The organism is Ramlibacter lithotrophicus, assembly GCF_012184415.1.
Classification (GTDB): Bacteria; Pseudomonadota; Gammaproteobacteria; order Burkholderiales; family Burkholderiaceae_C; genus Ramlibacter; species Ramlibacter lithotrophicus.
Window position 1 is genome coordinate 649,091 of sequence record NZ_VTOX01000002.1, and the last position, 12,514, is coordinate 661,604.

Here is a 12,514-nt window from a genome sequence, read left to right on the forward strand (position 1 = left end):
GCGGCAATGCGGGGCTTGCACCGGCTGTACCTGGCGTCCGGACTGCTGTCGGCAGCGTCGCTGGTCCTCATCTGCGTGCTGATCCTCGCGCAGGTCGTCGCCCGCAACCTGGGCTCCACCGTACGCGACGCCGAGGAGTTCGCGGCCTGGGCGATGGCCGCCGCGGGCTTCTTCGGCCTGCCGTATGCGCTCCACTGCGGCTCCCACATCCGGGTGTCGGCCGTGGCCCGGTTCGTGCCTGAATCGCTGCACCACGTCATGGAGGTGCTGGCCAGCGCCATCGGCCTGGCACTGGCGGCTTACCTCGCCTGGTATTGCAGCGCCTTCGTGCTGGAGAGCTTCCGCTTCAACGAAGTGTCGCAAGGGCTGGTTCCGGTGCCGATGTGGATGGTGCAGGTGCCGATGGTGCTGGGCTCCATCCTGCTGGTGGTGGCGTTCGCCGAGCGGCTGGTGCGCGTGCTGCAGCACCAGCCGTTCGAAATCGGCGACGGCGAGGAACGGAGCGAATGATGGACATGACCTGGATTTCGGTGGTCCTGATCGGCTCGCTGTTCCTGCTGCTGGCGATGGGGGTCTGGGTGGCGCCGGCGCTGCTGGCGGTGGGCCTCGTGGCCATGCACTTCTTCGCCGACGCGCCGGCGGGCTCGATCCTGGCCACCACCAGCTGGGCGTCGAGCGCCAGCTGGACCATGACGGCGCTGCCGCTGTTCATCTGGATGGGCGAGATCCTGTTTCGCACCAAGCTGTCGGACGACATGTTCGCCGGGCTGGCGCCCTGGGTCGAGAAGCTGCCGGGCCGCCTGCTGCACGTGAACGTGTTCGGCTGCGGCATCTTCGCCGCGGTGAGCGGTTCGTCCGCGGCCACCGCCGCCACGATCGGCCGCATCTCGCTGCCCGAACTCAGGTCGCGCGGCTATCCCGAGGCCATCTCGATCGGATCGCTCGCCGGCTCCGGCACGCTGGGGCTGCTGATCCCGCCGTCGATCATCATGATCGTGTACGGGGTGGCGGCGCAGGTCTCGGTCGCGCGCCTGTTCATCGCCGGGGTCCTGCCGGGCCTGCTGCTGATGACGCTGTTCTCCGGCTACGTCATGATCTGGTCGCTCCTGAACAAGCAGCAGATTCCGGCCGCGGGGCTGGCGATGCGGTTCGCGGCCAAGGTCTACGCCACCCGGCGCCTGATCCCCGTGGTGCTGCTGATCCTGGGCGTGATCGGGTCGATCTACGCCGGCTATGCCACGGCGACGGAGGCCGCCGCCATCGGCGTGGTGGGCGCGCTGCTGATCGCCGGCTTCTCCGGCATGCTGAACCGGACCACCATGCTGGCCAGCTTGCTGGGCGCCGTGCGGACCTCGACGATGATCTTCTTCATCCTGCTGGGTGCGGCCTACCTGACCTCGGCGATGAGCTTCACCGGCCTGCCGGCGGCGCTGGCCAGCTGGATCGCGGGCGAGCGCCTGCCGGCCTGGGCGCTGCTGACCGCGCTGACAGTGTTCTTCATCGTGCTCGGCTGCTTCCTGGACGGCATCTCGATCGTGCTGCTGACCACGTCGGTCATCCTGCCGGCGGTGCAGGCGGCCGGCATCGACCTGCTCTGGTTCGGCATCTACGTGGTGGTGGTGGTCGAGATGGCGCAAATCACGCCGCCGGTCGGGTTCAACCTGTTCGTCGTGCAGAACCTCACCGGCAAGGACATCTTCACCGTCGCCAGGGCCAGCTTTCCGTTCTTCCTGCTGATGGTGGTCGCCACCGTCGCCATCACCGTCTTCCCCGAGATCGTGATGAGCCTGCCCCGCGCCATGACCGCGCGCTGAACGCGCGAACCCACATGCCCCTCGCTTCGAAGACACTGCGCCAGCTCGGCGCCGAGCTGGCCGATGGCCGCACCACCAGCCGCGCGCTGACCGAGGAGGCGCTGGACGCCGCCACCGCGTCCAGCGAGGCGGCGACGGCCTTCCTGGCGGTCCATGCCGCCACGGCCCGCGCCACCGCCGATGCGGTCGACCGCCTGCGCACCGCGCGGGTGCCGCTGCCGCCGCTGGCCGGCATCCCGATCTCGATCAAGGACCTGTTCGACGAGGCCGGCGAGGTGACCCGGGCCGGTTCGCGCGTCCTGGACGGCGCGGCGCCGGCGAGCCGCGACAGCCTCGTCGTGCAGCGCCTGCGGGCCGCCGGCGCCGTGATCGTGGGCCGCACCAACATGACCGAGTTTGCCTACTCCGGTCTGGGCCTGAATCCCCATTACGGCACGCCGCGCAACCCCTGGGACCGCGCCACCGGCCGCATTCCCGGCGGCTCTTCCTCGGGCGCCGCGGTGTCGGTCACCGACGGCATGGCGGCCGCGGCGATCGGCTCCGACACGGGCGGCTCGGTGCGCATTCCGTCCGCGCTGTGCGGCCTCACCGGCTTCAAGCCCACCGCCAACCGGATCTCGACCGAGGGCGTGCTGCCCTTGTCATCGACCCTCGACTCGATCGGACCGCTGGCCCGCAGCGTGGACTGCTGCGCCCTGCTCGACGCCGTCCTCTCGGGCGGCGCGGCCTGCGCGCCCGCGCCAGCGTCGCTCGCGGGCCGCAGCCTGGCCGTGCCGAAGACGGTGGCCCTGGACGGCCTGGACGCGACCGTGGCGGCGGCCTTCGAGCTGGCCTGCCGCAAGGTCTCGGCCGCCGGCGCCCGGCTGGTGCCGATGGACCTGCCGGAGTTCGCCGAGCTGGTGCACATCAACCGCCTGGGCGGCTTCCTCGCCGCCGAGGCCTGGGCCTGGCACGCGAGCCTGCTGCAGGCCCGGGAAGCGGAATACGATCCGCGCGTGGCGGTACGCATCCGGCGCGGCGAGAAGATGCTGGCGTCCGACTACCTGGACCTGCTGGCGCAGCGCCCGCGCTGGATCGCCGGCGTGCAGCAGCGGCTGGCGCACGCCAACTGCGACACGGTGCTGATGCCGACGGTGCCGGTGGTGGCGCCCCCGATCGCCGCGCTGCTGGCCAGCGACGACCTGTACGGCAGCACCAACCTGCTGATGCTGCGCAATCCCACCTTCATCAACTTCCTCGACGGCTGCGCCCTGAGCCTGCCGTGCCACCGCGCCGGCGACGCGCCGGTGGGCCTGATGCTCGCCGCGCCGCGCGGCCACGACCAGCAGGTGCTGGCGCTCGGGTTCGCGGTCGAACAGGCGCTCTCCCGATGACGGACAGGACCGCCATCATCCTCGGCGGCACCGGCATGGTCGGCGCCAACATGGCGCAGCTGCTGGACCGCGTCGGCGGCTGGGACGTGACCATCGTCTCGCGGCGTGCGCCCGCATTCGACACCCGCGCCCGCCATGTGGTCTGCGACATGAGCGATCCGGCGGACTGCGAAGACAAACTGGGCAGGCTGGCCAGCGCGACCCACATCTTCTGGACCGGCCATGCCACCGGGACCCGCTGGGTGGACAAGGTCGCGCGCGACACCGACCTGTTCCGCAACGCGATGACCGCGATCGAGCCGGCGGCGACCGGACTGCGGCATGTGTGCCTGCTGCAGGGCTCCAAGTACTACGGCCGCCACCTGGGGCCGTTCAAGACGCCGGCCAGGGAAAGCGACCCGCGCCACTTTCCGCCGAACTTCTATTACACGCAGGAAGACTTCCTCCGGCAGCTGGCGCAGGGCAAGCGCTGGAGCTGGTCGCTGATGCGCCCGCACATCGTCTGCGGCTACGCCCGCACCGACATCAACCTGCCCAAGCCGATCGCCGTGTACGCGACGCTGTGCAAGAAGCTGGGCCTGCCGCTGCGCTTCCCGGGCCCGGAAGGCGCCTACCGCGCCGTGCATTGCGCCAGCGACGTCGAACTGCTGAACAAGGGCATGCTGTGGGCGGCGACCACGCCGGGCGCCGCCAACGAGGCATTCAACATGGTCAACGGCGACCACTTCCGCTGGGAGCACCTGTGGCCGCGCATCGCCGACTGGTTCGGCATGGCGGCCGGCGGCGTCCAGCAGATCGACCTGGAACTCATGATGGCCGACAAGGAGGATCTCTGGAACGAGATCGTGCGCGAGCACGGCCTGCTGCCCACGCCGTTCTCCGAAGCCGCCAACTGGGCCTTCGCGAACTACGCCTTCGCCCCGACCTGGGACATCATGCTCGACAACACGAAGGCGCGGAAGTTCGGGTTCCAGGAGTTCGTCGATTCGGAAGAAATGTTCATGCGGATCTTCGACAGTTTCCGGCGCCAGCGCTTCATTCCGTGAACCCGCTCCGGCGCCCTTCGTGACCTGTTTCCGCGGGAAGGACAACGCGCGATGAACCATGCAAGCAATGCCGGCACGAAGGCGCTGGTCATCAGGTCGATCGAGGGGACGCTCACGACAGGAGACTTCCTGATCAAGCCGCTGCTCAAGGGCGACCACATGTCTCTTCTGGAAGTCCACCTCCAGCCGGGGGTCGCGTCGGCCACCCATGGCCATGCCCACGAGTCACTCATCTATGTGGTGCGGGGAAGGCTGAGGACGACGATCGGAAGCGAGGTCACGCTGCTCGGGCCCGGCGACGCGGGCCGCCATCCGGCCAATGTCGCCCACAGCGTGGAGGCGCTGGAAGAGACGATTTTCGTGGAAATCAAGTCGCCCGCGCCGGACACCGGTGCAGTCCTCGCGTCCGGCCCCGCCGGCGACTGACCGGGACGGCGCACCGAAGCAAGACGCCGGCTCGGCGCCACACCTGAAGTACCCTTGCCCATGCCCACCACCTTGCTGGAGACCAGCGTCCAGCGCACCCTCATCGCCTGGACCGAGCGCTTCGCGCGGCCGGAATGGCGCGGCGCGACGGTCGAGGGCTGGCTGTTCGAGGGCGCCGCGGCCCGCCGTGGCGCCGAGGAGCGCCTGCGCGCCGCGGGCGTGAATGCACGCTTTCGCAGCACCTACAAGCCGCTGCTGCACTTCTTCCTCGAGGACGCGGACCGCGACGCGCTGGCCGCGGTGACGGTGCGGCATCCGGTGCATCCACTGGCCCTGCCGGGCCGCTTCGCGATGGAAGCCTATCCGCTGGCGGCGCTGCTGCCGGGCGTGGCACTGGCATTCGTGGCCGGCGCGGCGGACCTGCACTACGAGGTCGCGCTGACGTTCAAGGACGGCAGCAGGCGCGCCGAACGCGTATTCGCTCCGAACCGTGAGCATCCCGGCTGCACCGGCACCATGCACCTGTCGCCCACGGGGTGGCTGCGCGTGCGGCGCGCGGACGCGGTGGCGGCGGAGATCGACGCACAGCAGGACACCGCGTACGAGATCCTGTTCGCGCGCATGTTGCAGGCGGTGCGCGGCCACCAGTGGCCGGCGAGCGAGCCGTTCTTCGAGCGGCTCGAGGTCCACGTCGACCTGCACGGCATCGAGGAGCCGTTGCCCGTCGGCCATGAGTGCGTGAGCACGCACGAGGCGCTGCACGAGGACATCTACTTCTCGCTGCTGGAGCTGTTCCAGGAGCGCTCCGGGCGCCCCCCCGGCGACCGGCGGCTGCAGCCCGGACAGATCGTGCCGGACGTGCGCGCGTCCGGCGCCGCGCCGCGGCTGCGCGTGACGCTCACCGAGTTCGGTGCCGTGTCGCCGTCCGCCGTCGCGGCACCCGGCCCGCAGCCCGCGCTGGAAGCGCTCGATGCGGCACCCACGGCGCAGCGCGTGGCACTTGAACTGGAGGCCATCGCCGGCCAGCGCTTCGGCGCCACCAGCCGGCAGGGCCGCGAGGTGGCCGGCGTGTACCACCGCGGACGCGGCGCGGCCGTGTTCGTGAGCGGCGGCCAGCATGCCAACGAGACGTCGGGCATCGTCGGCGCCCTGCGCGCGGCGCACGTGCTGCGGCGCCAGGACGCCAACTTCGCCGTGCTGCCCCTGGAGAACCCGGACGGTTATGCCTTGCAGAGCGAGCTCGGCGCCCGGCACCCGCGGCACATGTTGCACGCCGCGCGCTACAGCGCCCTGGGCGACGACATCGAGTACCGCGACCAGCCGCCCCTGTACGAGCGCGAGGCGCGGCAGCGGGCGCTGGCGCTGTCCGGCGCGCAGCTGCACGTCAACCTGCACGGCTACCCCGCCCACGAATGGACGCGCCCGTTGTCCGGCTACCTGCCGCAGGGCTACGAGACGTGGACCATCCCCAGGGGCTTCTTCCTGATCCTGCGGCACCACGCCGGCTGGCAGGCGCAGGCCCAGGCGCTGATGGAACAGGTCAGCGCCGCGATTGCCGCGGTGCCGGGGCTGGCCAAGTACAACGCGAGCCAGCTGGCGCTGTTCGAACGGCACGCGGGCCAGGTGCCGTGCGAGGTGCTGCATGGCACGGCCTGCGTCCTGTCGCAGGTGGACCGTCCCGGGGCGCCGGTGACGCTGATCACCGAGTTCCCGGATGAAACCATCCACGGCGATGCGTTCCGGTTCGCGCACACTGTGCAGATGGAGACGGCCCTCGCCGCCGTGCGCATCTGGCAAGGGCTTGCGCGGCCCTGAAGCGGCCGGCGTGGCGCCGGCCTCACGACGCACCGAACGGCGCCAGCAGCGTTTCGCACTGCAGAAGCGAAACCGTCTGCAGTCCGGTGGCCTGTTCGATCCGGGGCGCATACGGCGGCAGGTTCGTGCATTCCAGCACCAGCGTGTCCAGTTCCGGCGCGCGCCGCCGCAGCCGCACCGCGGCGGCCACCACGTCGGCGGCCGCCTGGCCGGCATCCCAGTCCGGAAAGTCGCCCAGCAAGGTGGTGGCAAACACGCTGTCCGGCGCGACGCCTTCCACCGGAATCGCCGCGATCCGGTCGACGGGGACGCCGGCCGCTTCGAGGTAGGCAGGCCCCAGGCGCTGGGCGCTCACCGTGAGCACGCCGGCGCGCCGCCCGGCAGCCAGCAGCGGCGCGAGCATCGACAGGCTCGATGCCACCAACGGCACGCCCACCGCCTCCTGCAACTCACGCTGGAACAGCACCAGGAAACCGCAGCTGGTGGTGATCGCGGCGGCACCCTGAGCCTCGAGCTGCCGCGCCCCCGCGACGAAGCGCGCCACGAGGCCGCTCGCGCGCAGGTCCGCGGCATCGCGCACCACCCCGCCGGGCGTGGCGCCCGCCACCACCAGCCTCCGGGTGGGCACCGGGAAGCTGGCCGGGTGCCCGATGTCGCCAGGCGGGCGCGGAAAGCGCGTCTGCAGCATCAGGATGCCAAGGAACGACTCCGGCCCGGGCGTCCCGCCACTGCGGGGACGCGCCCCGACCGCGGGAAATACCGGGGCGGGCGGCGGGGGAATTGCCCGTATGCTCGACGTTCTCATCCTCACATTCTCCCGGAGTGACCATGAAACTCAGATTCGGAATGATGGCGGCCGCCCTGGCGCTCAGCGTCCCGGCCCTGGCCCAGACCAAGTGGGACCTGCCCGCCGCCTATCCCGCGACGAACTTCCACTCCGTCAATCTCGAGCAGTTCGCCAAGGACGTGGACAAGGCCACCGGTGGCAAGCTGAAGATCACGGTGCACGCCAACGCCTCGCTGTACAAGGCGCCCGAGATCAAGCGGGCGGTGCAGCAGGGCCAGGCCCAGATCGGCGAGATCCTGCTCGTGAACTTCCAGAACGAGTGGCAGATCTTCGGCGCCGACGGCCTCCCGTTCCTGGCCGACAGCTACGACGAGTCGATGAGGCTGTACAAGGCCCAGAAGCCGTTCCTCGAGAAGAAGCTCGGCGAGCAGGGGATGATGCTGCTGTACGCGGTGGCCTGGCCGCCGCAGGGCATCTACACCAAGCGCACGCTCAATTCGGCCGCCGACATGAAGGGCCTGAAATGGCGCGCCTACAGCCCCGCCACCGCGCGCATCGCGGAGCTGGTCGGCGCGCAGCCGGTGACGGTGCAGGCCGCCGAACTGTCGCAGGCGATGGCCACCGGCGTCGTCGACTCGTACATGTCGTCCGGCTCCACGGGCTACGACTCCAAGACCTACGAGCACATCAAGAACTGGTACGACACCCAGGCCTGGCTGCCCAAGAACGCGGTGATCGTCAACAAGGCCGCATTCAACGCCCTCGACAAGGGCACGCAGGACGCGCTGCTGAAGGCCGGGGCCGAGGCCGAGGCCCGCGGCTGGGAAGCCTCCAAGGCGGAGAACACGCGCACCCAGAACCTGCTGAAGCAAAATGGCATGAACATCATCACGCCGCCGGCACAGTTGAAGGCCGACATGAAGAAGGTCGGCGACACGATGCTGAAGGAATGGCTGGACAAGGCCGGGCCGGAAGGCAAGGCGCTGGTCGACGCGTACCGCAAGTAACGCAAGACATTCGAGCAAGGAGCGTCCCGCAGCGGCTCACCACCCTGCGGGACTTTTCACATGAGAAGAATCCTGGACTGGCTGTACGACGCAGCCGCGTGGCTGGCCGCGCTCGCCATGATCGGCGTGCTGCTGATGGTGCTGTTGTCCATCGTCAGCCGGCAACTCGGCTTCAACGTGCCCGGCACCGATGCCTACGCCGGCTACAGCATGGCGGCGGCCGGCTTCCTGGCGCTCGCGCACACGCTCAAGAAGAACGAGCACATCCGGGTGACCCTGCTCCTCGGGCGGCTCAGGGGACGCGGGCTGCGCGTGCTGCAGATGTGGGCGCTCTCGGCCGCCGTGCTGCTGGCGGCGCTCTTCGCGTTCTACTCGGTGCGGCTCGCATGGCAATCGTACGCCCTCAACGACATCTCCACGGGCAACGACGCCACCCCGTTGTGGATCCCGCAGATCACGATGGCGCTCGGCACCGTGGTGCTGCTGATCGCCTTCGTCGACGAGTGGCTGCTCCACCTGCGCGCCCGGCAGCCGCGGACCGTACCCGGGGAGGCCTTGCACAATGAGTGACGTCGCGATCACCACCTTGCTGATGTTCGCGCTGTTCGCCCTGCTGGGCAGCGGCGTCTGGATCGGCCTGACGCTCGCCGGCGTCGCCTGGATCGGCATGCAGCTTTTCTCGTCGCGCCCGGCCGGCGACGCCATGGCGATCACGGTGTGGGGCTCTGCTTCGAGCTGGACCCTGACGGCGCTGCCGCTCTTCATCTGGATGGGCGAAATCCTTTTCCGCACCAAGCTGAGCGAGAGCATGTTCCGCGGCCTCGCGCCCTGGGTCAGCCGCCTGCCCGGCCGCCTGCTGCACACGAACGTGATCGGCTGCACCATCTTCGCCGCAGTGTCCGGTTCGTCCGCCGCCACCTGCGCCACCATCGGCAAGATGACGCTGCCCGAGCTGGGCAAGCGCGGCTATCCGGACGACATCACCATCGGCTCGCTGGCCGGTGCGGGCACGCTGGGCCTGCTGATCCCGCCGTCGATCATCATGATCGTCTACGGCGTCTCGGCCGACGTGTCGATCGCCCGCCTGTTCGTCGCCGGCATCATCCCCGGCGTGGTCCTGGCGGGCCTGTTCTCCGGCTATCTCATGATCTGGACGGCGCTCAATCGCGACCGCGTCCCGCCGCCCGATCGCCACATGTCGTTCGGGGAGAAGGTCTACGAGTCGCGCCACCTGATCCCGGTGGTGGTGCTGATCGCCGCCGTGCTCGGCTCCATCTACGCCGGCGTCGCGACGGCGACCGAGGCAGCGGCGGTCGGCGTCGTCGGTTCGTTGCTGCTGTCGGCCGTGCAGCGGTCGCTCACCTGGCAGACCTTCCGCGACTCGCTGATGGGCGCGACGCGCCTGTACTGCATGATCGCGCTGATCCTTTCGGGCGCCGCGTTCCTCACGCTGTCGATGGGCTACATCGGCCTGCCGCGGCACCTGGCGGAGTTCGTCACGTCCCTCGGCCTCTCGCCATTCCTGCTGATCGTCGCGCTGGCCGTGTTCTACGTGATCCTCGGCTGTTTCCTGGACGGCATCTCGATGGTGGTGCTGACCATGGGCGTGATCCTGCCGACGGTGACCGCGGCGAAGCTCGATCTGATCTGGTTCGGCATCTTCATCGTGATCGTGGTGGAGATGGCGCAGATCACGCCACCGGTCGGCTTCAACCTGTTCGTGCTGCAAGGCATGACCGGCAAGGAGATCACCTGGATCGGCAAGGTCACGTTCCCGTTCTTCCTGCTGATGTGCCTGATGGTGCTGCTGCTGTGGTGGTTCCCGCAGCTGGCGACGTGGCTGCCGTCGAAGATGTGACTGCCACGACGGAGCTTGCAGCGGGGTCCACGGACAATTCCGGTTCTTGAGGCGCGTCAAGGCGTGCGGCAGGGTCCGCCACTAGAGTTCGCGGCCCTCCCCTTCGAAAGCCCGACATGAGTGCCAGCACGTCAAGGGCGGCGACGGTGGTCGCCGCCATGGTTCTCGCAAGCACCGCCTTCGCACAGGGCAGTGCACCTGCTCCGGGACAGGTCTCCGGCGCGGAACTGCAGAGATGGGTCGACCAGGATGGTCTTGCCGTGGGCGGCATCGGTCTGCAGAACGGCTGCCAGTTCCTGGCGAAGAACCGGGGTTCGGAGCGACACCTCGCCGTGTTCTGCCCGGACAGCATGGCCCCATGGACCGTCAAGGGCGAAGGCAAGGTCGTCGCCAATCAATGGTGCGTCAAGTTCCGCTTCCCTGACGGTAATTCGCAGGACCAGTGCGAGGAATTCTTCAAGGTCGGCGACAACGCCTACGAGATCCGCTTCAACGGCGTGCCGATCAATCGGGTTTACCGGCTCGTTCCCTGAGGCGCGCCGCGCCGGCGCGGCAATTCATCCTCCGCCCCGCTGCATATACAGGTCGAACCGCTCCATGAACGCCCGGCGCTCGCCGGCGGCGACATCTTCGAAGCGGAACGACACATGCAGCCGCGGCAGCCGCACCAGCGCAATGGTGCGCGGCTCGCCGGCGCGCCAGCGCAGGTGCAACTCACCTTCACCCACCTTCACCGTCGCGGCGCCCGGCTCGCAGCGCCATTCGCGCGCGCCGATGGCCGCGGGCAGCCAGCGCAGCCAGTCGGCCTCGGTACAGCCCATCTCGCGGTCGAACGCCTCCGGCCAGCCGGCGCCCATCAGCCGCCTGCGATCGGCGGCCAGATCGCCAGCGTGTCGCCTTCCTGCAGGGCGTGCGTACGGCGCGCTTCCGGTGCGACGTAGGTGCCGTTCACGAGCACCAGGTGCACGAGCTTCGGCGGCAGGGCGAACTGCTCGACGATCTGCGCGATGGTGGCGCCGGGCGGCACCTCCAGTTCCATGACGTTGCCCGCCCGCGCCTGCGCCGGCAGGAAGTCGGTGAGCATCGCGAACAGCTTGAAGGTGATCTTCACCGGCGGCGGTCGTCCAGCGCGCCTTGCCAACGGCCTTGCGCCTGTGCGCTGGCGAGGTACGCCTCCATCAGGCGGGTGGGATCTTCCTTCAGCCGGTCCTTCCACGTGCCCAGCCTCACCTGTCCTTCCACCAGCCCACGCAGCACGCCGACGTGGTCGGTCCACCCGACGCTGTTGCAGCCCACCATCACGTCGTCCTTGAACTGCAGGTTCAGGTGGCGGGCGGCCGTGCGATCGGTCAGCTCCACGTGATCGCCGCCGGCGACGCCCTGCCACTCGCCGAAGCTCGCGGACACCAGGCCCAGCGTGTCGAGCACGTTGATCTGCGTGACGCCGGCCAGCTCCGCCGGCATCCCGGCCATGTTGAGCGCCGCCACCCGCGCCTGGTCCGCGGCGTTGGGCTGGATCGCGCTCACCACGTGGCGGCCCGACAGCTTGTCGAAGGCCTCGGCGCAGTCGCCCGCCGCGTAGATGCCGGGCACGTTGGTCTGCATGCGCCAGTCGGTGAGGATCCCCTGCTTGCAGCGGATCGGGGTCCCTTCGAGGAAGCCGATCGCCGGCTTGACGCCGGTGGCGCTGATCACCAGGTCGGCCGTCACCCGCTCGCCGTTGGACAGCCGCACCGACAGCGGCGCGCCCGGACTGATCGCCTCGACGCGCGTGGCCGTGAACACCTGCACGCCCTTGCGCTGGCACCACTCCTTGATCATGCCGCCGGCGGTGGCGCCCATCATGCGCGGCACCATCCGGTCGCCCATCTCCACCACCGACAGCTGCACGCCGCGTGCCGCCAGCGCCTCCATGATGATGCAGCCGATGAAGCCGGCCCCCATCTGCAGCACGCGGGCGCCTTTCACGGCGAGCCCGGCGATCTGGCGCGCGTCCGCCAGCGTCCAGCAAGGGTGCACGCCCGGCAGGTTGATCCCCGGAATCGGCGGCTGCAATGGCGTCGACCCGGTGGCGATCAGCAAGGTGTCGAACCCGAGCTGGCGCCCGTCGGACAGCGTCACGATGCGCGCAGCGGCATCCAGCGCCGTGGCGCGCCCGGGCGCCAGGTTGATCCGCAACGCCTCGTAGTGCCCCGCGCCCTTGCGCAGCCAGGTACCCGCCTCGCCGATCTGGCCGGCGAGCAGGTAGGGAATCGCCATCCGCGAATAGGGCGGCTCCGGCTCGTCGCCGACGATCGTGATCGCGTCGGCGGGCCGGTGCTTGCGGATCGTCTCCGCGGCGATCACCCCCGCCGGACCCGCGCCCAGGATCAGGTGGTGCTGCGTCAC

Annotated in this window: 14 protein-coding genes; 10 read left to right on the plus strand and 4 right to left on the minus strand. The window is 69.7% G+C overall.

Features of this window, described 5'->3' with window-relative positions:
* Positions 1-6: 6 nt before the first annotated feature.
* From RAMLITH_RS09170 to RAMLITH_RS09195, 6 genes are read left to right on the plus strand one after another with little or no spacing between them, the layout of a single operon-like run.
* A complete protein-coding gene (locus tag RAMLITH_RS09170; protein WP_168107050.1) occupies positions 7-510 on the plus strand; it encodes a TRAP transporter small permease in 504 nt (167 codons plus the stop codon).
* The gene (locus tag RAMLITH_RS09175) at positions 510-1,814 is read left to right on the plus strand and encodes a TRAP transporter large permease (protein WP_168107051.1); all 1,305 of its coding nucleotides are present in this window, start codon (positions 510-512) and stop codon (positions 1,812-1,814) included. Before RAMLITH_RS09170 ends, RAMLITH_RS09175 begins: the two co-directional genes overlap by 1 nt.
* A gap of 14 nt (positions 1,815-1,828) precedes the next feature.
* On the plus strand, positions 1,829-3,187 hold the full coding sequence (locus RAMLITH_RS09180; protein ID WP_168107052.1) for an amidase: 1,359 nt from the start codon (positions 1,829-1,831) through the stop codon (positions 3,185-3,187).
* Complete coding sequence (locus RAMLITH_RS09185; protein ID WP_168107053.1) at positions 3,184-4,233, plus strand: SDR family oxidoreductase; 1,050 nt, start codon at positions 3,184-3,186, stop codon at positions 4,231-4,233. Before RAMLITH_RS09180 ends, RAMLITH_RS09185 begins: the two co-directional genes overlap by 4 nt.
* A gap of 51 nt (positions 4,234-4,284) precedes the next feature.
* Positions 4,285-4,659: a cupin domain-containing protein gene (locus RAMLITH_RS09190; protein ID WP_168107054.1), complete on the plus strand. Its 375-nt coding sequence runs from the start codon at positions 4,285-4,287 to the stop codon at positions 4,657-4,659.
* 60 nt (positions 4,660-4,719) lie between these two features.
* A complete protein-coding gene (locus RAMLITH_RS09195; protein ID WP_168107055.1) occupies positions 4,720-6,474 on the plus strand; it encodes a M14 family metallopeptidase in 1,755 nt (584 codons plus the stop codon).
* A 22-nt stretch (positions 6,475-6,496) separates the two neighbouring features.
* On the opposite strand, the gene RAMLITH_RS09200 is transcribed toward RAMLITH_RS09195, so the two are convergent.
* Positions 6,497-7,162 (minus strand): aspartate/glutamate racemase family protein, encoded by a 666-nt coding sequence (locus tag RAMLITH_RS09200; protein ID WP_168107056.1) that lies wholly within the window; start codon positions 7,160-7,162, stop codon positions 6,497-6,499.
* A gap of 140 nt (positions 7,163-7,302) precedes the next feature.
* On the opposite strand from RAMLITH_RS09200, the gene RAMLITH_RS09205 reads away from it, so the two are divergent.
* From RAMLITH_RS09205 to RAMLITH_RS09220, 4 genes are all read left to right on the plus strand, one after another.
* Complete coding sequence (locus RAMLITH_RS09205; RefSeq protein ID WP_168107057.1) at positions 7,303-8,268, plus strand: TRAP transporter substrate-binding protein; 966 nt, start codon at positions 7,303-7,305, stop codon at positions 8,266-8,268.
* A gap of 60 nt (positions 8,269-8,328) precedes the next feature.
* Positions 8,329-8,838 carry a TRAP transporter small permease gene (locus RAMLITH_RS09210; RefSeq protein ID WP_168107058.1) on the plus strand — a complete coding sequence of 170 codons (510 nt, stop codon included), beginning with the start codon at positions 8,329-8,331 and terminating at the stop codon, positions 8,836-8,838.
* The gene (locus RAMLITH_RS09215) at positions 8,831-10,126 is read left to right on the plus strand and encodes a TRAP transporter large permease (protein ID WP_168107059.1); all 1,296 of its coding nucleotides are present in this window, start codon (positions 8,831-8,833) and stop codon (positions 10,124-10,126) included. The genes RAMLITH_RS09210 and RAMLITH_RS09215 overlap by 8 nt, the downstream gene beginning before the upstream one ends.
* A 116-nt stretch (positions 10,127-10,242) precedes the next feature.
* Positions 10,243-10,659 carry a hypothetical protein gene (locus tag RAMLITH_RS09220; RefSeq protein WP_168107060.1) on the plus strand — a complete coding sequence of 139 codons (417 nt, stop codon included), beginning with the start codon at positions 10,243-10,245 and terminating at the stop codon, positions 10,657-10,659.
* Between the two features lie 24 nt (positions 10,660-10,683).
* Here RAMLITH_RS09220 and RAMLITH_RS09225 read toward each other — a convergent pair whose 3' ends face one another.
* From RAMLITH_RS09225 to RAMLITH_RS09235, 3 genes are read right to left on the minus strand one after another with little or no spacing between them, the layout of a single operon-like run.
* Positions 10,684-10,983: a hypothetical protein gene (locus RAMLITH_RS09225; protein WP_168107061.1), complete on the minus strand. Its 300-nt coding sequence runs from the start codon at positions 10,981-10,983 to the stop codon at positions 10,684-10,686.
* On the minus strand, positions 10,983-11,237 hold the full coding sequence (gene thiS, locus RAMLITH_RS09230) for a MoaD/ThiS family protein (RefSeq protein WP_168107062.1): 255 nt from the start codon (positions 11,235-11,237) through the stop codon (positions 10,983-10,985). Before thiS ends, RAMLITH_RS09225 begins: the two co-directional genes overlap by 1 nt.
* Positions 11,234-12,514 carry an FAD-dependent oxidoreductase gene (locus RAMLITH_RS09235; RefSeq protein WP_168107063.1) on the minus strand — a complete coding sequence of 427 codons (1,281 nt, stop codon included), beginning with the start codon at positions 12,512-12,514 and terminating at the stop codon, positions 11,234-11,236. Before RAMLITH_RS09235 ends, thiS begins: the two co-directional genes overlap by 4 nt.